20 protein-coding genes are annotated in these 25,493 nt (G+C 34.6%); 16 read left to right on the top strand and 4 right to left on the bottom strand.

Annotated elements, in window-relative coordinates; genetic code table 11:
• Nucleotides 1–4: 4 nt before the first annotated feature.
• On the top strand, nucleotides 5–1,942 hold the full coding sequence (locus ABW636_RS11300; protein WP_367590103.1) for a DUF3857 domain-containing protein: 1,938 nt from the start codon (nucleotides 5–7) through the stop codon (nucleotides 1,940–1,942).
• Nucleotides 1,943–1,982: 40 nt separating this feature from the next.
• Nucleotides 1,983–3,965 (top strand): DUF3857 domain-containing protein, encoded by a 1,983-nt coding sequence (locus tag ABW636_RS11305; protein WP_367590104.1) that lies wholly within the window; start codon nucleotides 1,983–1,985, stop codon nucleotides 3,963–3,965.
• A gap of 179 nt (nucleotides 3,966–4,144) precedes the next feature.
• Here the strand turns inward: ABW636_RS11305 and ABW636_RS11310 are convergent, their stop codons facing one another.
• Both ABW636_RS11310 and ABW636_RS11315 read right to left on the bottom strand, forming a co-directional pair.
• Nucleotides 4,145–4,291, bottom strand: coding sequence for a hypothetical protein (locus ABW636_RS11310; protein ID WP_367590105.1), 147 nt, complete (start codon nucleotides 4,289–4,291; stop codon nucleotides 4,145–4,147).
• Between the two features lie 152 nt (nucleotides 4,292–4,443).
• Nucleotides 4,444–5,436, bottom strand: a complete 993-nt coding sequence (locus tag ABW636_RS11315; protein ID WP_367590107.1) for a Gfo/Idh/MocA family protein — start codon at nucleotides 5,434–5,436, stop codon at nucleotides 4,444–4,446.
• Nucleotides 5,437–6,036: 600 nt separating this feature from the next.
• Here ABW636_RS11315 and ABW636_RS11320 point away from each other — a divergent pair.
• From ABW636_RS11320 to ABW636_RS11360, 9 genes are all read left to right on the top strand, one after another.
• Nucleotides 6,037–6,648: a GNAT family N-acetyltransferase gene (locus ABW636_RS11320; RefSeq protein WP_367590108.1), complete on the top strand. Its 612-nt coding sequence runs from the start codon at nucleotides 6,037–6,039 to the stop codon at nucleotides 6,646–6,648.
• The gene (argG, locus tag ABW636_RS11325; protein WP_367590109.1) at nucleotides 6,645–7,829 is read left to right on the top strand and encodes an argininosuccinate synthase; all 1,185 of its coding nucleotides are present in this window, start codon (nucleotides 6,645–6,647) and stop codon (nucleotides 7,827–7,829) included. The genes ABW636_RS11320 and argG overlap by 4 nt, the downstream gene beginning before the upstream one ends.
• Nucleotides 7,826–8,803 carry an N-acetyl-gamma-glutamyl-phosphate reductase gene (gene argC / locus ABW636_RS11330; protein ID WP_367590111.1) on the top strand — a complete coding sequence of 326 codons (978 nt, stop codon included), beginning with the start codon at nucleotides 7,826–7,828 and terminating at the stop codon, nucleotides 8,801–8,803. Before argG ends, argC begins: the two co-directional genes overlap by 4 nt.
• Before the next feature lie 51 nt (nucleotides 8,804–8,854).
• Nucleotides 8,855–9,979, top strand: a complete 1,125-nt coding sequence (locus ABW636_RS11335; RefSeq protein WP_367590112.1) for an aspartate aminotransferase family protein — start codon at nucleotides 8,855–8,857, stop codon at nucleotides 9,977–9,979.
• 86 nt (nucleotides 9,980–10,065) lie between these two features.
• Nucleotides 10,066–11,004 (top strand): Rossmann-fold NAD(P)-binding domain-containing protein, encoded by a 939-nt coding sequence (locus tag ABW636_RS11340; RefSeq protein ID WP_367590113.1) that lies wholly within the window; start codon nucleotides 10,066–10,068, stop codon nucleotides 11,002–11,004.
• Nucleotides 11,004–11,780 (top strand): acetylglutamate kinase, encoded by a 777-nt coding sequence (gene argB / locus ABW636_RS11345; protein ID WP_367590114.1) that lies wholly within the window; start codon nucleotides 11,004–11,006, stop codon nucleotides 11,778–11,780. Before ABW636_RS11340 ends, argB begins: the two co-directional genes overlap by 1 nt.
• A gap of 57 nt (nucleotides 11,781–11,837) precedes the next feature.
• The gene (locus tag ABW636_RS11350) at nucleotides 11,838–12,950 is read left to right on the top strand and encodes a M20 family metallo-hydrolase (RefSeq protein ID WP_367590115.1); all 1,113 of its coding nucleotides are present in this window, start codon (nucleotides 11,838–11,840) and stop codon (nucleotides 12,948–12,950) included.
• Nucleotides 12,951–13,015: 65 nt separating this feature from the next.
• Nucleotides 13,016–14,302 (top strand): argininosuccinate lyase, encoded by a 1,287-nt coding sequence (argH, locus tag ABW636_RS11355; protein WP_367590116.1) that lies wholly within the window; start codon nucleotides 13,016–13,018, stop codon nucleotides 14,300–14,302.
• 124 nt (nucleotides 14,303–14,426) lie between these two features.
• Nucleotides 14,427–14,849 carry a hypothetical protein gene (locus ABW636_RS11360; RefSeq protein ID WP_367590118.1) on the top strand — a complete coding sequence of 141 codons (423 nt, stop codon included), beginning with the start codon at nucleotides 14,427–14,429 and terminating at the stop codon, nucleotides 14,847–14,849.
• A 13-nt stretch (nucleotides 14,850–14,862) separates the two neighbouring features.
• On the opposite strand, the gene ABW636_RS11365 is transcribed toward ABW636_RS11360, so the two are convergent.
• Nucleotides 14,863–16,281 carry an MBL fold metallo-hydrolase gene (locus ABW636_RS11365; RefSeq protein ID WP_367590139.1) on the bottom strand — a complete coding sequence of 473 codons (1,419 nt, stop codon included), beginning with the start codon at nucleotides 16,279–16,281 and terminating at the stop codon, nucleotides 14,863–14,865.
• A gap of 272 nt (nucleotides 16,282–16,553) precedes the next feature.
• Here ABW636_RS11365 and ABW636_RS11370 point away from each other — a divergent pair, with 272 nt between their 5' ends.
• On the top strand, nucleotides 16,554–16,871 hold the full coding sequence (locus ABW636_RS11370) for a hypothetical protein (protein WP_367590119.1): 318 nt from the start codon (nucleotides 16,554–16,556) through the stop codon (nucleotides 16,869–16,871).
• A 78-nt stretch (nucleotides 16,872–16,949) separates the two neighbouring features.
• Here ABW636_RS11370 and ABW636_RS11375 read toward each other — a convergent pair whose 3' ends face one another.
• Entirely contained in the window at nucleotides 16,950–17,594 is a 645-nt protein-coding gene (locus ABW636_RS11375; RefSeq protein ID WP_367590120.1) for a hypothetical protein, read from the bottom strand.
• Between the two features lie 153 nt (nucleotides 17,595–17,747).
• Here ABW636_RS11375 and ABW636_RS11380 point away from each other — a divergent pair, with 153 nt between their 5' ends.
• The 4 genes from ABW636_RS11380 to ABW636_RS11395 all read left to right on the top strand — a co-directional run bounded on the left by ABW636_RS11380 (nucleotide 17,748) and on the right by ABW636_RS11395 (nucleotide 25,487).
• Nucleotides 17,748–17,939: a hypothetical protein gene (locus ABW636_RS11380; protein ID WP_367590121.1), complete on the top strand. Its 192-nt coding sequence runs from the start codon at nucleotides 17,748–17,750 to the stop codon at nucleotides 17,937–17,939.
• 620 nt (nucleotides 17,940–18,559) lie between these two features.
• Nucleotides 18,560–23,401, top strand: a complete 4,842-nt coding sequence (locus ABW636_RS11385; RefSeq protein ID WP_367590122.1) for a hypothetical protein — start codon at nucleotides 18,560–18,562, stop codon at nucleotides 23,399–23,401.
• Nucleotides 23,398–24,171, top strand: a complete 774-nt coding sequence (locus tag ABW636_RS11390; RefSeq protein WP_367590123.1) for a fibronectin type III domain-containing protein — start codon at nucleotides 23,398–23,400, stop codon at nucleotides 24,169–24,171. The genes ABW636_RS11385 and ABW636_RS11390 overlap by 4 nt, the downstream gene beginning before the upstream one ends.
• A 2-nt stretch (nucleotides 24,172–24,173) precedes the next feature.
• The gene (locus ABW636_RS11395) at nucleotides 24,174–25,487 is read left to right on the top strand and encodes a fibronectin type III domain-containing protein (RefSeq protein ID WP_367590124.1); all 1,314 of its coding nucleotides are present in this window, start codon (nucleotides 24,174–24,176) and stop codon (nucleotides 25,485–25,487) included.
• Nucleotides 25,488–25,493 lie beyond the last annotated feature (6 nt).

Genomic DNA, 25,493 nt, shown 5'->3' on the forward strand with positions numbered 1-25,493 from the left:
ACATATGAGGAAGAGAAAATTTTTGATTTTTAAAGGGTTTGTATTGCTTCTGTCCTTTAATTTGATTGGGCAAAAATCACCTGTATTCGAAAAATATAAAGCGGCGTATCCCAATGCACATTCGGTAAGATTAATGGAGGAAACAAAAGTAGATATTAGTCTTAAAGATAATGAGATTCATATTACTCAAGAAGTTTTTGAAGAAGATTTATACTTAGGAGCTGCTGCTACCTATGGATCCAAACGATCTATAAATTATTCTTCTTTTTTTGAAATAGAATCGGTAGAAGCTACTTCATTATTATATCAAAATGGTAAATACAATAAAATTGAAGTAAAAGACTTTATTGAAAAAGATGAAATGGATCAGAGTTTCTATGATGATACCAAATCCATTAATTTCATCTATCCTAATTTAGAGCCAGGATCAAAATCTACACTCAAATACAAAGAAGTAATTAAGAACCCTAGGTTTTTAAATTCATTTTATTTTGCTGATTTCAAGCCTATTATAAAAAACAAGGTTACTATTAGTGTAGACAAAGAAATAGATTTGAGGTTTAAAGAGTTTAATACCAAAGGTGTACCAATTAGTTTTTCAGAATCAGAGAAAAAAGGAAAGCGTATTTATAGTTGGGAGGCAGAAAATGTAAAAGAATATGATCTGGATGCGAATGCTCCAAACTATAGAAATTCCTTTCCTCATGTTATTCCTATCATTACATCATACACCTATAAAGATAAACAGGTAAAAATACAAGAAGATGTTTCTGATTTATATAAATGGTATTATTCTTTGGTCAAGGATATAAATACTGATGACGCCAACGAAGAATTAAAGAAAATAGTTCACATTCTCACAAAAGATAAACAAACAGATTTTGAAAAAGTTAAGGCAATCTATTATTGGGTACAAGAAAACATTAAATATATAGCTTTCGAATATGCTCTAGGTGGATTTATTCCTAGAGAAGCAAATGATGTATTCAATAAAAAATATGGGGATTGTAAAGATAATTCTAGTATTCTTTACAAAATGTTAGAAGTAGCAAACCTAAAAGGAAACCTAACCTGGATTGGTACCAGAAGTATTCCTTATAAGTATAATGAAGTACCAACCCCTGTAGTTGATAATCACATGATTCTAACATATATAGACGGTGATAAAACCTATTTTCTGGATGCTACAGGTAGATATATTCCTATCGATATGCCATCTCCGTTCATACAAGGAAAAGAAGCTTTAATATCCAAAGGAGAAAAAGACTTTGTAATTAAAGAGGTTCCGGTAATGGAAGCTAAGAGAAACACACTTATAGACTCTACAATTATCAAAATCGAAGATAAAACAGTAATAGGTACTGGTCATTTAACCTTAAGCGGATATACCAAAATAGATTTCTTTAATACGTTCGAAGAGAAGAAAAAAGAAGCGAATCTTAAAGAAGCGTATACGTATGAGCTTAGAAAGGGTAATAATAAATTTTTGATAGATGATTTTAAAGAAATTAATAAGTACGACTACGACAATGATTTTGAAGTAACATATAGTTTTAATATTAACGATTATGTAAATAGTTTGGATGATGAAACCTATATTAACCTAAACCTAAACAGAGAAGAATTAAGTAGTATAAAATCAAAAGAAGATAGAAAAACAGCTAGAGAGTATAGATATAAGTCGAATGTGAAATACATTACAACTCTCGAAATTCCTGATAATAAGATAGTAGATTATGTGCCAGAAGAGTTTAAAGTCTCTAACGATTTCTTTTCTTGCAGTATATCTTACACAAAAAAAAATAGAGCTGTTGTTTATGAATTACTTATTAATTATGATTTCATTCTTCTTACCTTAGAGCAGCAGAAAGAATTAAATAAACTCATAAAAAAAGTAGAAAAAAACTTTAAAGAAGTAATCATTTTAAAAGATAAAAAATAAGACTGTCCAAAAGCGTCTTAGTAATATAATAATAAAGAGAATGAAAATATATAAATCACTTGTATATACCCTAATTTTTAACTTGTTTGTAATAAGTGCCTTTGCACAAAGCAAACCTTTTTATGAAGAATATGATTGGGATAAGAATCCTATAGAAAATATTAATGTAGAAAAATTTAAGGATAAAGATATTGTAGCTTTTAAAGATAAAAGAGTAAATGAGTTCTTTTTTATAGAAGATAATGCATTAGTAGAATATTCATTAATTCATAAACTATATTGGTTAAATGCTAATGATAAAATAGAAGAGTATAATAAAGTATACCTTCCATACAGTGCGGGATCCGAAATTGTGAAGAATAAGGCTAGAGTAATCACTAAAGAAGGAAAAATACTAGAGTTGGATGATTCAAAAATACTATCATCTACAGATAATGAAACACAAAGAACCTATAAGTATTATGCTCTAGAGGGTGTAGAAAAAGGCGGATATATAGAATATTATTATGTAGTCAAAAAATACCCTACATATACAGGTAATAGAGTGATTTTACAATCAGATTTTGATAAGTTAAATATCGAATTTGATCTTTTTGCCCCTTCAAACCTTATTTTCGAATCTAAAAGTTATAATGGTTTAGCACAATTAACAGAAGATACGTTAATCAAAGATAAAAATCATTGGAAACTAAAGATCGATAAATTAGAAGGAATTGAAAATGAAGAATTGGCTCCTTATAAGGCAATGCATAAATATATAGTTTATAAGCTAAAGGCTAATTCTATTAACCCTTCAAAAGATTTGGTATCTTATAGTTTGGCGTCACAGAATATCTATAATTCGTTATATCCTGAAGCCGATAAAAAAATAGAAAGTAAGTTAGAAGCATTGCTTAAATCGATACAAGATCTAAAAAATGAAGACCTTACCACCAGAATTAGAACTATAGAAAATTACATAAAATCTAATGTATATATAGGGGATGTTAAGCGAGATGATCTCGAAGACCTATCTAGTATTATTGATAATAAAGTAGCTAATGAACAAGGGATAATGAAATTGTATGCAGCAATTTTTAACGCCCTAGACATCAAACATCAAATTGTATTAACTAGTGATAGAACAGAGATGAAGTTTGATAAAAGCTTTGAGGCTTATAATTTCTTGCAGGAATATCTTATATATTTTCCAGAGAATAAGTTGTATATGGCTCCTACAAAACTTGAATCCAGATTAGGTTATCCACCGGGTAATTTTACCGACAATTATGGGTTATTTATAAAAAAAGTGTCTTTAGGTGGTTTTACATCTGGTGTTGGAAGCATCAAATATATTAAGCCTGTAAATTATGATAAAACCAATTATAATTTGGTAATGAATGTAAGTTTTGATGAAGAAGACCTTACCATCACCAAATTAAAAATGAACCGAACCATGGATGGTTATTATGCTGTTTATATTCAGCCATTTATGGATATTGCCAAAGAAGAAGATAAAAGTGGTATGATTGATCAGGTGATTCGATCTGTAAATGAGAACCTGGAGATAATAGACAAGAAAGTTTATAATGATGCAACAAAAGATTTTGGTAGTAAACCTTTACAAATTATAGCAAACTTAAAATCAGAAGATTTTGTAGACAAAGCAGGAAATAAGTACCTATTTAAGGTGGGAGAAGTATTGGGGCCACAGCAAGAAATGTATCAGGAAAAAGCACGCAAACTACCGGTAGAAAATGAATTCGAAAGAGCTTATGATAGAAAGATTATTGTAGATGTGCCAGAAGGATATCAATTTAAAAATTTAGACAATATAAATATAGATGAATCATATTCTCAAGATGGAGTAGAGTTGTTTATGTTTAAATCGACATATACGTTAGAAAACAACCAATTAACAATTTTTATTAAAGAATATTATAATAAGAATATTGTACCAGTTCCTATTTATGAAGAATACAGAACAGTAATTAATAGCGCTGCTAATTTTAATAAAGTTACACTGGTATTAGAGAAAATATAAGTAATTGTTTTTTTAGAATTTTTAATAAAATTCGAATGAACAAAAAATGGTTTTGAGAATGTTATCGTATAGTAGCATTCTCAAAACCATTTTATTTAAAATTGTACTGGTTGTAAGTTAATCCATGTAACAAAAAAATGATTTTAACGATAGGTTATTTTATGTTTCTTATACGACAATTAGATTAATGGTAACGGTAAATACCTTTGTTGATCCGGTTGAACACCATCATGATTCCCATGATCCCCTCCTAAAGTATATCGTAATTGATCGTTGGTTAAAAGAATAAAATGGTTTGATTCTTTTTCTTTCTTAATTTTCTTCATATTTAAATTGGTGTTTTTTTGCTTTAATACAACGAAAAAATGTTAGTGTAAATTATTTTTTAAAAAGTATTGGAACAGTAAACTAATTGTGTTTTTTGTTTAATTAATAGATCATTTTAATTGTATAGAAAGTTTTTGTTCTCTTGATACATTTATAATTTCCCTAAAATTTTATCCATAACCCAGCTAGTATGTAAAGCAGATTCTCCTGTCGAAGGATGTAAATAGTTTTCTTCGAGTAATTGCTTTTTGATGTTTTTTACATGATACATCTGTATGTTTAATGGATTTTCAATATAAATTTCTTGCTTATGATCACCTTGTTTTAATACCAATGGCTCTTCCTTAAAAACAGAAAACTCGATTTTTCCTTTGCTCCCTATTATTTCGACATGATCCTCTCTTCGGTCACTACCAAAGTTCCAGTTTCCTGTCCCAGTAATACCATTTTCATGAAGCCAACATGCTACAACTGCATCTTTTGCTGCATATAACCCTTGTTGATTATGAGCAATACCAGATACAGTTTTGATCTCTCCTAGTAAAAAAGTAAATAGATCTAGTCCATGACTTGCCAAATCGTCAAAATAACCTCCTGTAGCTATTTTTGGATCGGTACGCCAATTATATGCTCCAGATAAATCAACATCATTAGGTGGCTTATAGAAATGCCAATTGATATGACGTATCTCACCAATTTCATTACTTTTTATCCAGGTATTTACTTGTTCAAACCTGGGTAATGATCGTCTATAATATGCTACAAATAATGGGATACCTTTATTTGCGAAAGAATCATAAATTGTTAAGCTATCTTCATAGCATGGAGCCAAAGGTTTTTCTATACAACAAGGTTTTCCTGCTTCGGCAACTTTAAGTGCATAATATTTGTGAGTATCAGGAGGTGTCGCTATGTATATAGCATCTATATCAGTATCATTGATTAGGTGTTCTGCACTAGTATAATATTTTTCTACCCCATGTCTGGTGGCATAATCAATTAGTTTTTCTTGATCTCGCCTCATTACAGCCGCTAATCGAAACCCTTTTGTTTGTTGATAAGCAGGACCACTTTTTATTTCAGTTACATTTCCGCAGCCAATAATTCCCCAACGAATTAATTTTAAATCACTATAAGTACTCACTGTTTAGTTTTATTAAAAATATTATTTCAACAACCAAAGTAATAAATCATTTATGATCTTAAATATTTATGACGATTAGATTTTACATTAAAAATGATTGATAATTGGTCTATTAAGATTTTGATTATTTTGAATTTACGATTTATATATATTTTAGGATCAATAATGCAGATAATGTAAAAATGAATCGTTTTTTTTTGAGATATTCATTTTAATAGCTTTATAAAGTAATCTTGATAAAAAGTTTTTGCTATTGACAAAAACTTTTTTATAAATTTGCAGTAATGAATAAATTAATAGCATACAATCCATTACCCGAAATTCACCTTCCCGGTGTGCGCCGCCGCCGCGTGCGCTAATCCCCGCTCTCGAATTTCATTGATTGTTTTTTAATTTATTTTTTTTCTTTCTTGCAACATTTCATAAACATAGTACTTCAAAACTCAGTTATTTTTTACAATAACTACCCCGCTGTACGCTTTTTTGCACCCCGCCGCCGCCCGTAAGGGTATGCTTCTATTTTGGGAACCTAGGTGAGTCCGGTTCTTTATTTCAAAATTCAAATCACAACATTTTTTTTAATTATTTAAAGTCAGAACAATGAAGATTGTTATTGCTGATCAATCACATGTTATTTATGCAGAAATAATTTGCGAAACCATAGCTAAGGCTGCACAGATTAGAGGAACAGGAATCGCAAAGCGTAAACCAGAATATATTACCGCTAAGATAAAAAAAGGTAATGCTGTAATTGCCTTGGATGGTAAGAAATTTGCAGGGTTTTGTTATATCGAAACCTGGAGTCATGGAAAATTTGTTGCCAATTCGGGCTTGATAGTTCATCCAAATTACAGAGGAAAAGGACTTGCTAAAAAAATCAAGAAAAAAGTTTTTGAGCACTCGAGAAAAAAATTTCCAAAAGCTAAAATATTTAGTATCACTACTGGATTGGCTGTTATGAAACTAAATAGTGACCTGGGTTATAAACCTGTTACTTTTTCAGAACTCACCAAAGATCAAAGTTTTTGGAATGGCTGTCAAACCTGTAAGAATTATGACGTGTTACAACGAACCAAGCAAAGTATGTGTTTGTGTACAGGTATGCTATATGATCCCAATTCGATTGCTTCGAGCAAGAAAATCAAACCCAATGTTTTTGAAAGATTAAAAGAAATGAAACAATCCAAATTTTTAAAAAAAGTTAAAAAATGAAAAAGTTAGTATTGGCATATAGTGGAGGATTGGATACTTCGTATTGTGCAGTAAGTTTGAGCAAAGCAGGGTATGATGTACATGCAGTATCTGTAAATACAGGAGGATTTACAAAAAAGGAGATCGATGAAATAGAAATGAACGCTTATAAAATGGGAGTTTCTACTTATAAAAATATAGATGCGGTATCCAATTTTTATAATAAAGTAATAAAGTATTTGATATATGGTAATGTATTAAAAAACAACACCTACCCACTATCAGTAAGTGCAGAGCGTATCGTACAAGCTATAGAAATTATTAAATATGCCAAAAGTGTTGGAGCACAGTATATAGCGCATGGTAGTACCGGTGCAGGAAATGATCAGGTAAGATTTGATATGATTTTTCAGACCATAGCTCCAGAGATTAAAATTATTACTCCTATTAGAGACCATAAATTATCCAGACAAGAAGAAATTGATTATCTAAAAGAAAACAACATTAATATACCTTGGGAGAAAGCAAAATATTCTATTAATAAAGGTCTTTGGGGAACAAGTGTTGGAGGAGATGAAACATTAACTTCAGAAAAACCCTTACCAGAAAACGCATATCCTTCTCAAATCGAAAAAGTAACAACAGAAAGTATCAAACTTACTTTTGAAAAAGGAGAAATAAAAGGGATAAATGATATCCCAAAAGATCCTGTTTCTGCAATCGAGACATTGCATGCGATTGCCTCAAAATTTGGTATTGGAAGAGATATTCATGTAGGAGATACAATTGTAGGTATCAAAGGAAGAGTTGGGTTTGAAGCCGCCGCCGCTTTAATTATCATTAAAGCACACCATTTACTAGAAAAACATACACTTACCAAATGGCAATTACAACATAAAGAATACCTGTCTAGTTTTTATGGAATGCATTTGCATGAGGGGCAATATTTGGATCCGGTAATGAGAAATGTCGAAGCATTTTTAGAAAGTAGTCAGACACAGGTTACAGGAGATGTTTTCGTAAGCTTAAAGCCGTATCATTTTATGTTAGAAGGGGTGTCTTCTCCAAATGACCTTATGAGTGCCAAGTTTGGTAGTTATGGCGAAGTTAATAAAGATTGGACGGCAGAAGAAGCAAAGGGCTTTATAAAAATCCTGGGGAATCAAAATAGAATATATCAACAAGTAAACAGCAAAATATGATCAAGGTAGGAATTGTTGGTGGAGCGGGTTATACTGCGGGAGAATTAATTAGACTATTAATTCATCACTCTAAAACAGAAATTCATTTTGTATATAGTACATCAAACGCCGGAAACAAAATAAGCAATGTACATCAGGATTTGGTAGGAAGTTTAGATTTAGAATTTACAGCCACTATTACCAAAGAAATAGATGTATTGTTTCTTTGTTTAGGTCATGGTAATTCAAAAGTTTTTTTAGAAAATAATACATTTTCGAAAACTACAAAAATCATTGACTTAAGTAATGATTTTAGATTAGATATAGATAATAAATATCTGGGTAAAGAATTTGTTTATGGTTTGCCAGAATTACAAAAAGAGAAGGTTAAAACAGCAACATTTATTGCTAACCCAGGTTGCTTTGCTACAGCTATTCAGCTAGCGTTACTTCCATTAGGAGCATCCAATCAATTGAAGAACGATGTGCATATTAATGCGGTTACGGGTGCTACCGGCGCGGGTACCTCTTTATCAAAAACTACCCATTATACCTGGAGAGACAATAACTTTTCATATTACAAACCATTTGTGCATCAGCATTTAGGAGAAATTTATCAAACCATAGATAGTATACAAGAAGACTTTGAGGCAGAAATTCATTTTCTTCCTAACAGAGGAAATTTTTCTCGAGGAATATTTGTTACTGCATATACCAATTTTGAAGGCAGTCTAGAAGAAGCCATTACACTATATAAAGACTATTATAAAGATGCGGCTTTCACATTTATATCCCCTCAGGAGCTTCATTTAAAACAGGTGGTTAATACCAATAAGTGTTTAATCCATTTGCATAAGCATTCGGGTAAACTTTTGATCACTAGTGTTATTGATAACCTTTTGAAAGGAGCTTCGGGACAGGCTATTCAAAATATGAATCTAATGTTTGGTTTTAAAGAAACAGAAGGACTTCAACTTAAAGCAAGCTTTTTTTGATAGGAGTTTTGTTAAATGATGAATTGATTAATTAAAATTATAAAAATAGATATGAAATTGTTTGATGTATATCCTTTGTTTGATATCACTCCTTCCAAGGGAAAAGATGTATTCGTATATGACGAAAGCGATATAAAGTATTTAGACTTGTATGGGGGACATGCTGTAATTTCTATAGGGCATTCGCACCCAAAATATGTAGATGCCATTTCGAATCAGGTGGCAACACTTGGGTTTTATAGCAATGCTATTCAAAATAAATTGCAAAAACAACTTGCAACCAAGTTGGGTAAAGTTTCTGGTTGTGATAAGTATGAACTTTTTTTGTGTAACTCGGGGGCAGAAGCCAATGAAAATGCATTAAAACTAGCTTCGTTTCATACTCAAAAAAAGAAGGTAATTGCTTTTAAAAATGGTTTTCATGGCAGAACATCTGCTGCGGTAGCTGCTACAGATAATGCTAAAATTATAGCACCAATAAATGCACAACAAGAGGTTACTTTTTTTGAGTTTGGAGACCTCGAAGCAATTGAAAATGAATTGTATAAAAATGAAACCTGTGCAGTAATTATAGAAGTAATTCAAGGTATAGGAGGGTTGGATGAAGCAAGTTCTTTGTTTTTTAAAGACTTAGAAAAACTATGTAAAAAGTATCAGACCCTTTTAATAGCAGATGAGATTCAATGTGGATTTGGGAGAACAGGAGATTTTTTTGCATTTCAAAAACATGGTATACAGCCAGATGTTATTTCGATGGCCAAAGGAATGGGGAATGGGTTTCCGATAGGAGGAATCCTAATTCATCCTACTATAAAAGCATCTCATGGTTTATTAGGGACAACCTTTGGAGGTAATCATCTAGCCTGTAGTGCTGCTTTGGCAGTTTTAGAAGTCATAGAAAAAGAAAACCTAATGGAGAATACCAAACAGATTGCCACGTATTTCAAAAATAAAGCAATGTCTGTTAAGAAAGTAAAAGAGGTAAAAGGAAGGGGACTTATGTTAGGGTTAGAGTTTGATTTTCCTGTGGCAGAGCTAAGGAAAGCACTTATTTATAAACATCACATTTTTACAGGAAGTGCAAAGAATCCCAATTTGCTGAGGATTCTACCTTCATTAACAGTTCAAAAAGAACATATCGATACGCTTTTTGAAGCACTACAAGAAGAATTATGAAATGAGTCATACAATATCATGGGTTCTAGCCAAAATGAGTATTGGTGAATTCTATCTGACCATTGAGAAAGATTAAAAAGAAACAGATGAAAAAGTACACAACAATACACGATGTAAAAGATATCCCCAATATTATTAAAGAGGCGATACAATTAAAGAAAGATCCATTTCAGTTTCCTGAATTAGGAAAACATAAGACCCTGGTTATGCTTTTCTTTAATGCCAGTCTAAGAACAAGATTGAGTACAGAAAAGGCTGCAAAAAACCTGGGAATGAACGTGATGGTTCTAAATGTTACAGATTCATGGAATCTCGAATTTGAGGATGGAGTAATTATGAATCTAGATACATCAGAACATATAAAAGAAGCTGCTCAGGTAATCTCTCAATATGCAGATATCATTGCGGTGCGGGCTTTTGCAACCTTAAAAGATAAAGAACGAGATCTATCAGAATTGGTGCTAAACAGTTTTGTTAGGTATGCTGCGGTTCCCGTTATTAATATGGAGAGTGCTATGTCACACCCTTTACAAGCTCTGGCAGATGCAATCACTATTGAAGAATTAAAAACCAAACCAAACCCTAAGGTGGTATTGTCATGGGCACCACACCCCAGAGCACTGCCGCAAGCAGTTGCCAATTCTTTTATAAAAATGATGCAGGAGTTAGAGGTAGATTTAACGATTGTACATCCAAAGGGATATGAACTTGATAAAGAAATTACAGGGCAAACTCACGTTATGTATGATCAGGATCAAGCATTGCAAAATGCAGATTTTGTGTATGTAAAAAACTGGAGCTCTTTTACCGATTATGGTAAAATAATAAGTAAGGACAAGAATTGGATGATAACACCAGAAAAGCTTGGAGATGCCAAGTTTATGCACTGTCTGCCAGTAAGAAGGAATGTTGTGGTGGCAGAAGAGGTCATGGATTCTAGAAGTGTTTTATGTATTGAGCAGTCAAACAACAGAACATTTGCGGCCCAGGTAGTATTAAAAAATATACTTGAAAACATAAAGTAATGGAGACGTTAAAAATCATAAAAATAGGAGGAAACATTATCGATAATGAAATCATGTTGTACGATTTCTTAAAAAACTTTTCACTGCTTACCTCCCCAAAAATATTGGTGCATGGAGGCGGAAAAATTGCAACAAAGCTTGCTCAAAAAATAGGTCTAGATGTGCAAATGGTTAATGGTAGACGTATTACCGATCAATCTACCTTAGAGATCATTACTATGACGTATGCAGGAGAGATAAATAAAAATATAGTTGCCAGATTACAATCAAATCATTGTAACGCAATAGGTTTTTCTGGTGCAGATGGTAATACTATTATCTCAAAAAAAAGACCAGCAAAAGAAATTGATTTTGGCTTTGTTGGTGATATAGAAAAAGTAAATACTAAGACTGTGTCAATATTATTAGGACATATGATCACTCCTGTTTTTTGTGCAATAACCCATGATGAAAATGGACAATTGTTAAACACCAATGCAGATACGATTGCATCAGAATTGGCAATTGCTTTTGCAAAGGATTTTAAAACAGAACTTTATTATTGTTTTGAAAAACAAGGAGTTTTAGAAGATATAAATGATGAAGAATCGGTTATAGAGAATATCAATATGCAGAACTATCAAAAATTAGTTGCGGACAAGGTAATTACAGAGGGAATGTTACCAAAACTAGATAACTGCATGAATGCTATACAGAACAAAGTAGAAAAAGTCTGTATTGGTTTACCCGAAATGTTATATGACCCATCATCAAAACACACCACAATTAATACCTAATCAAACCAACACGTTTAAAAGGTTCTACCTGACCTCTAAAACAATAAATATAAACAGATGAAACAGCAACAATTAACCAACGAAGCCATCAAATTACTAAAAAAGCTGATTGAAACACCTTCATTTTCTTCAGAAGAAAATGATACGGCAGTTCATATCGAATATTGGTTTAAAAAAAATCAAATTCCATATAAACGAAATAATAATAATGTTTGGGCAACTAATAAGTATTTTGATGAATCCAAACCAACGATGCTTTTAAACTCTCATCATGATACAGTAAAACCTAATAAAGGATATACAAAATATCCGTTTAAGGCTATCGAAGAAGAGGGTAAGCTATACGGACTAGGGAGTAATGATGCAGGAGGATGTTTGGTGTCATTACTGGCGACTTTTGCTTATTTCTATGCCCAAGAAAACTTACAATATAATCTGGTTATCGTAGCTTCTGCCGAGGAGGAGAGTAGTGGTAAAAATGGCTTAAATAGTATGTTAAGTGTTATTCCAAAAATAGACGTTGCAATTGTAGGAGAACCTACCCAGATGAATCTGGCAATTGCAGAAAAAGGCTTGGTTGTTTTTGACGCTATTGTAAAAGGAAGACCTAGTCATGCGGCACATCCCAATGAGAATAATGCAATCTATAATGCTATAAAAACATTAGAGTGGTTTAAGCAATATCGGTTCGAAAAAAACTCACTTGTATTGGGAGATGTAAAAATGACAGTGACCCAGATTAATGCTGGAAAACAGCACAATGCGATTCCGGCAGAAGTATGCCTTGTGATCGATGTTCGTGTAAATGATAAATATTCTAATCAAGAAATTGTTGAAATTTTACAAAGAGAAGCTCCGTGTGATCAAATAATACCAAGAGGTGTAAACTTAAACTCATCATCGATTCCGGTTTCACATAAGCTTGTTCAAAAAGGAATACAACTGGGTAGAAAACCATATGGCTCACCAACATTATCAGATCAAGCAGTATTGAGCTGTCCCTCGCTAAAATTAGGCCCAGGGGATAGTACACGATCTCACTCTGCAGACGAGTTTATTTACCTAAACGAAATAGAAGAAGGAATAACAATCTATATAGCATTATTGAGCGGTGTAATTCTTCAGCCACATACTAAAAAGAATGAAGTAAAAGGGTGTATTAATAAATAACAATAGAGGTTAAAATATATTTTAAAAGTCAACTAAATAACTTCGAAACAATAAAACATAAACAGATGAAACTTTGGGATAAAGGATTTTTAATCGATAAAATAATAGAACAGTTTACCATTGGTAATGATAGAAAAATAGATATTCATATTGCAAAATATGACATCCAAGCTTCGTTGGCACATGCAAAGATGTTGTGTGAAATAGAGTTATTATCTAATGAAGAGTTTTATGATATAAAAAAAGAGTTGCTAATTCTTGAAAAAGAAATAATGAATGGAACATTCGTTATTGAAGAGCAGTTTGAAGATGTACATTCTAAGATAGAGTATGAGCTCACAAAAAGAATTGGTGATGCCGGAAAAAAAATACATACTGCACGATCTAGGAATGATCAGGTTTTAGTTGCGCTACACCTCTTTTACAAAGAAAACTTACAGCAGATTACAGGTAGTGTAGAAACTTTGTTCGAAACGTTATTACAGCTGGCAGAAGCTCATAAAGACAAAGTGTTACCCGGTTATACCCATTTGCAAGTGGCAATGCCATCTTCTTTCGGACTTTGGTTTTCTGCATATGCAGAGATTTTATTAGATGATGTGTTGCTACTATCCGCAGCAACAAAAACCGTTGATCAAAACCCATTAGGTTCTGCAGCGGGTTACGGAAGTTCGTTTCCTATAGATAGAGATTTCACAACTCGAGAATTAGGATTTTCTACCTTAAAATTTAATGTTGTGGCTGCCCAAATGAGTAGAGGGAAAAGTGAAAGAACCATTGCAATGGCTTTAGGCAGCCTATGTAATACCCTGTCTAGGTTTGCAATGGATATTTGTTTGTATATGAGTCAAAATTTTGGTTTTATTTCTTTTCCAGATGAGTTAACAACTGGCAGTAGTATTATGCCTCATAAAAAAAACCCGGATGTATTCGAATTATTACGAGCCAAGTGCAATAAAATTCAAGCATTACATTCAGAAATGATATTGATCACCAATAATTTACCAAGTGGATATCATAGAGATTTTCAACTTTTAAAAGAAAATATGATTCAGGCTTTTATTGATGTAATGGATATATTAGATGTTTTTAATTATGCGATACAACAAATTAATGTCAAAGAGATTGACCTTACCGATGAAAAATATCAATATTTAAGTACAGTTGATACTATCAATACTTTGATCGAGGAAGGAATGAGTTTTAGAAGAGCATATCAAAAAATAGGAAATCAAGTTCAAAACGGAACATATATCTCTGATGAACCCAAAAAACATACACATGTTGGGAGTATGGGTAATCTGTGTTTGGATAGAATTAGAGAAAAAGCTAATGTTGTTATTTCTGGTTAAGAGAGTATACAAATTGTTTTATAGAAGAAAACTCTACTACTATACCTATTGTAAATATCCGAGTGAATCCGTTTGGCACCAAATTTGAGCATCAGAAAAAAGTACTTTAAAACCTTAATTTCTAATGAAAAAAATAGTAACACTTTTATTCCTGTTTGGTGCCATTACATTATCTGCTCAATCTACCACATATGCGGGAATATATGAACTGAAATTTAAAACAGAAAAAAATGAACTGCTCGAGTATACCCTAACTCTAAACAAGGATGGTGATTTTTTATTTCATTTTTATAGAGATTTACAAACAGTTCCCGAAGAGAACCGGTATGGAAAAGGAAAATGGAGTTCAAAAGATAACTACATTTACTTCCATGCAGATCAAAATGATGTAAATGAGGAGTATACTTTAGATTTTAATAAAGCGAAAGCAAGATTTAGCAGTAAGCACCCTAGAGATACATCTTCCAGGGTTATAAAACCTACGTTGATATTTTATGAGGCTACAATTTTTTGGGTAAAAGGATTGAAACTACCAAAAGTAGAATGATAAGTTCAATATACTATTTTGACTTTTGAGAGGTAGGACATTTAAAATCTGTGATTTTGATGTCTGTTTCTTTGACTCCAGAAAAACCACCTTTTACGTCAATGATATTGTGAATACCTCGACTTTTTAAAATGGATGCAGCAATTACAGATCTATATCCACCTGCACAGTGCACATAAAATGTTTTGTCAGTGGGGAAAGCGTGCATATGATCGTTTATAAAATCTAATGGAGTATTAAATGCATTTTCAATATGCTCTGCGGTATATTCACTATTTTTTCTAACATCAAAAATTGGAAGAGTGTTAGTATTTAGAAACTTTTCTAATTCTGCTACAGATATCGAATCGATGGTATCGTATTCTTTACCCGCTTTTTTCCAGGCTTTAAACCCTTTATCAAGATATCCCAGAGTATTATCAAAACCTACACGAGATAGACGAATAATGGTTTCTTCTTCACGTCCCACAGGAGCAACCAATACTATAGGTTGTTTCACATCGGCAATTAAAGTACCTGCCCATGGAGCAAAAGTACCGTCCAAACCAATAAAAATAGATCTGGGGATATGACCATTACTAAAATCGTTTTGATGTCGAACATCAAGAACTATGGCTCCTGTTTTGCTAACCAAATTTTCAAATTCCTCGGGTGTTAACGGACGAATACTTCTTTCTAAAACACTATCAATATCTTCGTATCCTTCTTTGTTTAATCGAACATTGAGTGGAAAATATGAAGGAGGTAGTAATAGCCCATCGATAAGCTCTTTGATAAACTCTTTTTTGGTCATATCTGCTCGCAGTGCATAATTCACCTTTTTTTGGTTACCCAATGTATCAACGGTTTCTTTCATCATATTTTTACCGCAAGCAGAACCAGCACCATGAGCCGGGTATACAATCACATCATCTGCCAGCGGCATAATCTTGTTACGCAGACTATCATATAATGTACCTGCTAATTCTTCCTGTGTCATGTGTGCAGCTTTTTGCGCCAGATCAGGGCGCCCTACATCTCCAAGAAACAGTGTGTCTCCGCTAAAAATAGCATGGTCTTTTCCATGCTCATCTCTCAATAAATAGGTAGTACTTTCCATAGTGTGCCCAGGAGTATGTAATGCTATAATTGTAATTTTTCCTATGTTAAATGCTTGATTGTCTTTGGCGATGATCACATCAAAAGAAGGATTAGCATTTGGGCCAAAAACGATGGCAGCTCCCGTTTCTTTGGCAAGAGTGATATGACCGCTTACAAAGTCTGCATGAAAATGTGTTTCAAAAATATATTTTATAGTGGCATGATTAGCTTGTGCTCTTTTTATATAAGGACCAACCTCTCGTAATGGATCAATAATAGCTACTTCACCATCACTTTCTATATAATAGGCTCCCTGGGCAAGACAACCTGTATAAATTTGCTCTATTTTCATAATTCCATCGTTTCTTCTAAAATTAATATTTGTTGGTTTAAATTGGTTGGTATGCAGTTGTTTAAAAAGCATAACGACTTAGTTAATAATACTAAATTACGGCCAAAATACCAAGGCCTTTTACTTTGTTAATCGATTTTTAATAAAGATCCTAAATAGCGTATAGGAAATTAGTTAATTTGATTTTTTTTTTGATTTTTTTTCGCTGTTTTTGTAATTTGTAGGCAAAACCCCTACAAGAAATTTCTAATAACCGTTTATTTCGTTTCTTAATGGGATTGATATTGTCTGCAAGTACCCTTACGCTTATAGCAACTGTATATATGCATCATATTCAGAAAAGATTGCATATTAACGATGTGATTTTTATAGGATTCACTAATTTGATCATAATTTCTGTTTTACTCTTTGTGCTTTGGGAACGTAATTTTAGTTGTCTGATCTGTTGGGGAGTATTATTTTTGATAACGACTTCTTTTGTTTTAAGAATCCTCTTAGGAAAACATCGAGTTAAAAGACAAGAAAAGGTTTTAATCATCTTTATTGTTGCATACCTACTTATAGGATTGCGTTATATCTTTTTGATATAAAACGATATCAAAATAGTTTTATAATAGCTCTTGTAAGGCCAAGACCCCTCGGGAGAGAGGTCCTACCATGTAATGTGGCTAGTTGTTTACAATAGTTCTTGCGGCAAGATATCCATTATACAAAGTTGCATCTGCTCGTTTAAAACGTTTAAATACTTTATCCATCTTTTGAGTAAGCAAATTACTGGTACTTGTAAACAATTCTGCTAGAGATAGGGTAGCCTGTTTACCTGCTATACGATATTGACGAGGTTGCCTCTGCAAGATTAAAAAATGATCAAAACTGTTTTTTAAATCGGTAACCTGATCTTTGGTTACTCCATAATATGACAAAGTTTTTATATGTTCTTCTAGAAGGGTAATGGTTTCTGTAATAACAGTAATAAAATCCTGGTTTCGCAATTTGTAAAGATCAGAAAATGATTTAGCTGCTTTTTGTTCTAGTGCTATCACTCCTTCTACAGCAGCATATGCTTCTAAAGCATCGTTTAGGATATCTGCTTTTTCTGATACAAATCGCTTTTGAGTGGTTTTATTAGCTCCCAAAAAGATTCGGTTTGCCTCTTGAGTATCGCTATTTTCTCTAAGTTGAATGAGTAACTCATCCAACTCATTCTTAAAAGTTAATAGGACAGGTACACCACTCCATTTGTTAGTATCGGTGTCTAAGTAAGTTTGTACCGCTTGGTACATTTCTAGTTTATTAATCTGTTCTTTGGTCATAAAACAAAAAATTAAAAGTTTATATACTACTATATGTTAGGATATAACAAAATGTACTTTTTAAGTTTTAACTCAATTTGATTTTAATGATACTTTATGTTGTGATATTATTCGAAGGATGAAGTTTTCGAACGCTGGAGGTTGAAAATTTTTGTGACTAAAGTCGATATTTCTAGTTTAAACCAGTTAGTTATAAAGAGAATAAGCTTTTCTGTAAGAAGAGAAGATATTTCGGTGTACCGAGAGGATATTTCTGTAAGAAGAGATAATGTTTCTGTAAGAAGAGAAGACGTTTCGATGCACCGAGAAGATATTTCTATAAGAAGAGACAACATTTCTGTGTAGCGAGACCATATTTCTGTAAGAAAAGAAAACAGTTCTATGAATAGAGGAAGAATTTCTATACATCACCAAGATGTTGTTTTATCATTTGAAGGGTTTAAACAAATAAATCTCCAATGATGAATAGTATTCCCCAAGAATCCAACCTAAGAACCTCAATAAACCGTCTACTTATATTTTTTTATGCAACTCCCTATTGAAAAGTTGGTAACAACGAATTCAAAATGGCTAGTTAAATTAATCCCGATTTTTAGCGGGATCAAAAAAATAAGAAAATACCCAATATCAAAAAATGATACTGTGATGTATTATCATTGCAAAATGACGAATTTTAAAAAAAATGCAAAAAAGTTTTTTTATTCCAAAAAATTATTTTGTAAGATTTTTTTGGAATGTATAAGTTTTTAATCAATTGATTGTTAGGTGTTTAAAACAATTAAAATTAAAAATAACAAAATTTAGCTATGTATTTGTTCAAAAATAAAAGTAACGTAAAGGGGTGTTTTTACCTGGTTAACCTATTGTTTTACAGTAATATGGGTTATATATTTGCTCCTTTGTTTTATTTGTTAATTATTTGTTAACGAATTTTGTATATTACATAGCCCTAAAATAAAAATTGAATGAACGTCAAAATGTATCCTTACATAGTGCTATTATGCCTATTGATCTGGTCACCATTTGCTTTTTCAAGTACAGACCCTGTAGAAACAATCGCTATAGATTCTGTTTATGTCATAGAAAATGCTACCCATAAGGCACTCGATTTATTAGATAAACAGTTTCCCACGGCAATATCACAAGAGTTAGTAACAGCACCAGAGTTTACTTATGAACGTATCCGGTCAGAATACCCTGTTAACGGTAAAATTCTGGAAGACCGTCAACGGGTTGCTGCCATGTTTGCCGATATTCAAACTCAAGGCAGATGGGTGGACTCCTTTTCTAATGAGGATATCCAAACGCTACCCGTAGGGATCAAATACAATAATGAAGAAAGCGGTACCGGTTTCGAACTTGGGTTAATGCACGCCAAAGTCAATACGCAGTATATAGAATTTACTGCTTTTGCACGTCTTACTTTGCAACAAACCGATGATACCGGAAAAAGGATACAGTTGTTCTTTGGGGCTAACAATGTTAAGATTTCTCATAAAGGCGGTATTGTTGGGGATGCTAATCTGGTATTAATGGGCGATGTAAATATTCCTTTTGATAACGGGGCCTGGATGTTGAGTTTTAGAGGGGGCTTTGATTATCGTACCGGGATTACCCATAACCTTACCTATGCCAGTATCGATTGTGATGGATTAAAAGAAATAGGGGTTCAGGGAGCAGTGCAATTCTCTAGAGATAAATTGTTACCTGTTAAACCTACCGGAGAATTAGAACCAGAAACCAGACAATATCAGGGTGCAGATGGTAAAAGTATTACCATCCCCAATAGGGTAACAGGGTATTTTGGCATGGTTGTTTCTGATTGGAATGATATGATTGCAGAGATCAGTTTATCTCCTTTCGTACTTACCAAAAGTAAAGATAAATTCTTGTTTAATGTCAATAAGGCGGTATTGGATTTTAGTGATGTGCGTACAGAAAATGTCACCTTTCCGCAGTTCTATTATGATAATGGGTTACTATTTCCTTCAGAAGAAAGTTGGCGGGGTGTATATGTAGAATCCCTGGAGGTGGTATTGCCCGATGTATTTAAGTCGAGAGGTAGTCTCGCAGAAGGAAAACGTATTTCTTTTGAAACACACCATATGATCATCGATAATAATGGTGTATCTGGGTATTTCGGGGTAAACAATCTGGTGCCACTCAATGAAGGAGTCACCAATGAACGAAAAGCCTGGGCGATGTCTATAGACCATTTAGGTGTAGATTTAGCAGCTAGCAGATTGGTAGGAGCTGCTATAGAAGGACGGGTTGTATTGCCAATCTCTGAAGGTATGAAAGATAAAATCTATACCTCTTCAAATCAAACAACGGTTACCCAAAATGAAGATGGCACATCAACTACCACTACACAAGAGCAAAAAGAAAATACATTGGGGCTGGCCTATATAGGCTTGATTTCAGAAGATGAATATCTGATGCGATTAGGGGCATTGGATGTAGTAAATTTTGAATACTGGGGCGCCAAAGCACAATTATACCCTAACTCTTATATCGAATTAGCGGTAAGGGATAAATCCTTTAGGCCTAAAGCCGTACTTAGTGGTAATTTGTCAATTTCTACCAACCTATTAGGAGGGGACACAAAAACTTCTGATGCTTCTAGTAATAAAGAAAAGAAACTCATCAATTTTAAGGGTGTTGAATTTCAGAACCTGGTCTTACAAACAGAATCCCCCATTATACAGGTAGATTATTTCGGGTATCAGGGAGATGTAAGTATTGCAAACTTTCCTGTATCCATAGGAAATATAGGATTAACTGCTACCGATACCCATACCGCATTGGGGTTTGACCTAAAGTTAAACCTGATGGGGAAACAAGACAAAGGTTTTGCTGCAGAAACCCGACTAGAGTTTTATGGGATCATCAAAGAAGAAAACTATAAACAACGCTGGAGACTCGATAAAGTAGCCCTTAGTAGAATTGCCATTGATGCCAATCTGGGAGGGTTTAAAATGTCTGGTGGACTTCATATCATGCAGGATGATCCAGAATATGGGGATGGTTTCCAGGCAGATATAGCGCTAGAAATGGGCTTTTTAAAAGGAACTATTATTAAGGCCAATGGCATTTTTGGCAGAAAAGATTTTCGTTACTGGTATGTAGATGCCCTAGCAGATAACCTTCCTACCGGAAAAGCCTCACCCATTGGGATCAAAGGATTTGGTGGGGGCGCTTTTTACCGTATGAAACGCAGGGGGTTTGACTCTGCTTTTAGTCCATCAGGATTGGCCTATGTCCCTGATGAAAATAGTGGGCTTGGACTTAAGGCTATGGTACTGTTTAGTATTATGAATGAAAAAGCAGTAAATGGTGGTGCAGGTTTTGAAATGCTTTTTAACCGTAACGGTGGGTTAGACCGTATGGGATTATATGGCGAAGCCCATATTATGAAAGTGATTGACCTTCCTAATCCCGCTAAAGCGATTACCGATAAAATGAAACAAATGGCTGATAAGTCAGGGTTATCAGGAGTTACCGATAAATTGAGCGGAAATAAGAAAACCAAACCTTTTGTAGATGTAGCCCAGGAAAGTTACCCTGCCAAGGTCGAAGGAGAAGCTGGTTTTAATGCCTATATAGGGATCGAGTATGATTTTCAGAACAAAGTATTACATGGCGAAGCCAATTTATATGTAGATGTAGTCGGTGGTGTGGTACAAGGGCGTGCTTCTGGCGGGCGTGCCGGATGGGCGGTAGTACATATCGAAAAAGACGAATGGTATTTTCATATGGGAACCCCACAAGACCGTTTGGGGCTTAAAGTTGGTTTCGGTCCCCTACGTTTAGAAACCGGAGGGTATTTTATGATCGGTGATTATATGCCTGCTAGTCCACCACCGCCACCAGAGGTAGCACAGATATTAGGAGTCGAAGCAGAAACCCTAAACTATATGCGAGATGAAAACGCACTTAGTTCTGGTCGTGGCTTTGCTTTTGGTATGGATTTTAAAGTCGATACCGGGGATATGCAGTTTTTGATGTTTTATGCCCGTTTCGTAGCTGGCGGTGGCTTTGATATCATGCTTCGGGATTATGGACAAGCCAAATGTGCCAATACCGGGGATCAGGTAGGGATCGATGGTTGGTATGCCAACGGACAGGCCTATGCGTATCTTCAGGGAGAATTAGGAATACGTATCAAACTGTTCTTTGTCAAAAAGAAAATTCCGATTATCAAAGCCGGTGCTGCAGTACTATTGCAAGCCAAAGCCCCCAATCCGATTTGGGTACGTGGATATGTCGGTGGGCATTATGACCTGTTAGGGGGATTGGTCAAAGGACGTTTCCGATTTAAAGTCACCCTGGGTGAAGAATGCGAATTTATCGATGCATCCCCATTAGGAGGGATTAAAATGATCGCAGACCTTACCCCCAAAGACAATGCTTCAGATGTAGATGTATTTACTGCTCCACAAGCTACCTTTACCATGCCTATAGGGAAAGCTATTGTGATCCCAGAAGATGAAGCTGATAAAACCTATAAAATACTATTAGAAAAATTTGAAGTGACCGATGTTAGCGGAAAGGTAATTCCGGGAGAGTTGGAGTGGAGCTACATGAAAGATAGGGCTACTTTTTTCTCAGAAGATATCCTTCCGCCCAATACCAAATTAAAAGCTACTGTGGTATTAAGTTTTCAGGAAAAAATAAATGGAGCGTTTACTACAATTACAGAAAACGGTCAAAAAGCCATTGAAAAAGAAGAACGGAATTTTACTACGGGTACTGCCCCCAATCATATTCCGTTGCATAATATTCAATATGCGTATCCCGTAGTAGCACAGCAACAATTCTATCGTAAAGAATATGGAGCTGGGTATGTACAATTAAAACGAGGACAGGATTATTTGTTTGATGACCCCAACTGGAAAAGTGAAATTAGATTTATAGAAGAAACCGGGGCAACGACCACCACCGCATTTGGGTACAATAATGCATCCAATAAGGTGAACTATACATTACCTAATTTGCAAAAAGAAAAAAACTATACGTATTCTATTATTAGTTTACCAAAACAATCGAGCAGTACAACAAACAGTGGAACCACCACGCAAACAACTACGCTCGACAAAGACAATACTTTTGAGGTGACTACCAATCTGGCAGAAAGTGTCTCGCAAGATGGAGTGATAGATCGTTTGTCTTATCCTTTTGTAACGAGTAAGTATGCTACTTTTTCTGATAAAATAAAGAGCATGCGGGTACATTACAATCATTGGGGGCGTATTGCTTCTGACGTAATCTACCTGGCTACCTCGATCAAAGAACACGAAGGGTTTTCGGCAGTAGAACTACAAGGAAATGAATATACCGATGAAAAGGCATTGGTGGTTGCAGAATCCGAATTAAAAGATACCTATTTTACCACCGATATCAATCCAATATTGTATAGCAAATATCCAGCAGGAGGACAATATAGCTTACGTAGGGAAACCGATATTGTTGGGTATATTCCCAAAAAGGCATTACCTGTTATGAGCGGGTACGTAGAGAGTATCCATCATAATACCCGTATCCATTGGCGTAGTACTACATTTCCGTACCTATATAACCTGACCGATATGTACAGTATCGATTTTTCAGACATTTATCATCAGGTTTTACATGATCATGTAGATGGTAGAATCAACGGAAGCCATGATATTTCGATATTAAACAGCCGTTTTAGGATGATGCGCTATGGTAATTATACGATTAGATTACAGTATGTATTACCGGGTGGCATCAAAAGAAGCAGTGCCGTATTTACCTATAAAAACCCATTAAAAGATCGTATATGAAAATGATAGGCTACATACTTGGGTTTGTTTTCTGTCTACCTGTTCTGGTATTTGGGCAAGCTAATGAGAGTAAGGAAAAAACACCAGCGATCAAAGTTATTGCCCAAACAGAAAGCAATACAATAATGCTACGCTGGACAGTAGATCAACCCGTGGCATGGAAACGTGCCAATACCTATGGATATACCATCGAGCGGTTTACCATTTCTAGAAATGGTACAATTCTAAATCCACCAGAGAGAAAGCTACTCACACCCACCCCTTTAAAACCTGCTCCTCTCGAAGCATGGGAAACTATGGTAGCCAATAATGATCATGCCGCTATTTTGGCACAGGCATTATATGGAGAACGTTTTGAAGTAGGAGAAACAGAACAAGGCACATTATTGCAAATTCTTAATAAAGCCAAAGAATTAGAACAGCGTTTTGCTTTTGCCTTGTTTGCTGCCGATATGAATTACAAAGCAGCAACACTGGCAGGATTGGGCTATGTCGATACCAATATCAACCCTACTGAAACGTATTTTTACAAAATCAAAACTATGGTTCCTGAAAAGTTCGGGAAGATCACAGAAGGTACGCTAGCGGTAGACCCAACAAAGAAAACGATATTACCTGTTCCTATCGATTTGTTTTTGGTTGAAGGGGATAAAAACATTATGCTTTCCTGGGAGTACCAGTTGTTTAAGTCTATCTATACCTCATATTTTGTAGAACGATCAGAAGATGGTACTACCTTTAAACGATTGGGAGATACTCCTTTTTATTGAATATGAATGATAAACCGGGGGCTCCTGCCCAGCGTATGTACTATGTAGATACCTTATCTCAAAATAATAAAACCTATCATTATAGGGTAGTCGGGGTTTCTCCTTTCGGAAAAGAAAGTAAACCTTCAGAAGTGATTGCTGGGCAAGGAAAACCTACCTTGGCCTATACGGCACATCTTAAAAATTATACCCTAACAGATGATGGCAGTGTTACATTGGTATGGGATTTCCCAAAAGAAGGGGAAGCACATATCCATAATTTTAGTTTAAACCGGGCATCCAAGGCCAAAGGCCCTTATGAAGTCGTAGTGACCGATATTGGTAAAGGTGAGCGTACCCTTAGCTATGCACAACTAAAAGCATCCAATTATTTTACCCTTACCGCCAATGGTAAGGGAGGAACGAATAAAACCTCTTTGCCCATTTTTGTGCAACCTATCGATTCGATCCCTCCTAAAGCCCCTGTAGGATTAACCGGGGTGATCGATAGTACCGGGGTGACCCAGGTGATGTGGACACCCAATATCGAAAACGATCTTTTGGGGTATCGGATATTTCGAAGCAACCGAAAAGATGAAGAATTAGTACAACTAACCTCTGATCCTATCCAGCAAACGACATTTACCGATACCGTACAAGTGGCTTCACTCAACAGTACCGTATATTATAGTATTGTAGCGGTAGACCAACGGTTCAATCAATCTGAGTATTCAGCCGTATTGGCCTTAGAAAAACCAGATATTGTACCGCCTAATTCGCCTATTTTTAGCGGATATAAAGTAGCCAACGATAGTGTTCGTTTACAATGGATCCCTAGTGCCAGTAAAGATGTGGTACAGTATGAGTTGTATAGAAAAGATGTTACGGCAAAGACCGCAGCTTGGCAAGCTGTTTTTAAAACACCCAGTGATACGACTTATACCGATATCGGCTTACAACTAGAACATAGCTATCGCTATGCCATTTCTGCTACCGATAAAAACGGGCTGCAATCGGCACCGTCGCCACCTATTACGGTATCGATTGCCTTTGCCAAAGAAAATACACAAACGATAAAAGGGTTACAAGGCATTGCCAACAAAGAACAACGTACGATTAACCTATCCTGGAGAAACCCATCGGGCACCTTTTCAGGATATATTATCTATAAAAAGAAAAATGAAGGAACCCCCAGGCTGTTTAGGGAGCTACCCGGGAGTATACAACAACTAAAAGACGATACGATAACCCCTAATAATACCTATACGTATTATATCAAACCTTTGTTGCCCAATGGTAAATACGGGAAACCTGATTCGGTTATTGTAACATTTTAAGAAAGG

The organism is Aquimarina discodermiae, from assembly GCF_040786235.1.
Taxonomy (GTDB): domain Bacteria; phylum Bacteroidota; class Bacteroidia; order Flavobacteriales; family Flavobacteriaceae; genus Aquimarina.

What these genes read in the sequence shown, in the direction of transcription:
- ABW636_RS11370 (WP_367590119.1), top strand. Translation starts at nt 16,554, where the DNA reads ATGGGATTGATATTGTCTGCAAGTACCCTTACGCTTATAGCAACTGTA.
- ABW636_RS11375 (WP_367590120.1), bottom strand. Translation starts at nt 17,594, where the DNA reads ATGACCAAAGAACAGATTAATAAACTAGAAATGTACCAAGCGGTACAA.
- ABW636_RS11390 (WP_367590123.1), top strand. Translation starts at nt 23,398, where the DNA reads ATGAAAATGATAGGCTACATACTTGGGTTTGTTTTCTGTCTACCTGTT.
- ABW636_RS11300 (WP_367590103.1), top strand. Translation starts at nt 5, where the DNA reads ATGAGGAAGAGAAAATTTTTGATTTTTAAAGGGTTTGTATTGCTTCTG.
- ABW636_RS11335 (WP_367590112.1), top strand. Translation starts at nt 8,855, where the DNA reads ATGAAATTGTTTGATGTATATCCTTTGTTTGATATCACTCCTTCCAAG.
- ABW636_RS11320 (WP_367590108.1), top strand. Translation starts at nt 6,037, where the DNA reads ATGAAGATTGTTATTGCTGATCAATCACATGTTATTTATGCAGAAATA.
- argB (WP_367590114.1), top strand. Translation starts at nt 11,004, where the DNA reads ATGGAGACGTTAAAAATCATAAAAATAGGAGGAAACATTATCGATAAT.
- ABW636_RS11350 (WP_367590115.1), top strand. Translation starts at nt 11,838, where the DNA reads ATGAAACAGCAACAATTAACCAACGAAGCCATCAAATTACTAAAAAAG.
- argC (WP_367590111.1), top strand. Translation starts at nt 7,826, where the DNA reads ATGATCAAGGTAGGAATTGTTGGTGGAGCGGGTTATACTGCGGGAGAA.
- ABW636_RS11360 (WP_367590118.1), top strand. Translation starts at nt 14,427, where the DNA reads ATGAAAAAAATAGTAACACTTTTATTCCTGTTTGGTGCCATTACATTA.
- ABW636_RS11365 (WP_367590139.1), bottom strand. Translation starts at nt 16,281, where the DNA reads ATGAAAATAGAGCAAATTTATACAGGTTGTCTTGCCCAGGGAGCCTAT.
- ABW636_RS11310 (WP_367590105.1), bottom strand. Translation starts at nt 4,291, where the DNA reads ATGAAGAAAATTAAGAAAGAAAAAGAATCAAACCATTTTATTCTTTTA.
- ABW636_RS11340 (WP_367590113.1), top strand. Translation starts at nt 10,066, where the DNA reads ATGAAAAAGTACACAACAATACACGATGTAAAAGATATCCCCAATATT.
- ABW636_RS11305 (WP_367590104.1), top strand. Translation starts at nt 1,983, where the DNA reads ATGAAAATATATAAATCACTTGTATATACCCTAATTTTTAACTTGTTT.
- argH (WP_367590116.1), top strand. Translation starts at nt 13,016, where the DNA reads ATGAAACTTTGGGATAAAGGATTTTTAATCGATAAAATAATAGAACAG.
- ABW636_RS11385 (WP_367590122.1), top strand. Translation starts at nt 18,560, where the DNA reads ATGAACGTCAAAATGTATCCTTACATAGTGCTATTATGCCTATTGATC.
- argG (WP_367590109.1), top strand. Translation starts at nt 6,645, where the DNA reads ATGAAAAAGTTAGTATTGGCATATAGTGGAGGATTGGATACTTCGTAT.
- ABW636_RS11395 (WP_367590124.1), top strand. Translation starts at nt 24,174, where the DNA reads ATGAATGATAAACCGGGGGCTCCTGCCCAGCGTATGTACTATGTAGAT.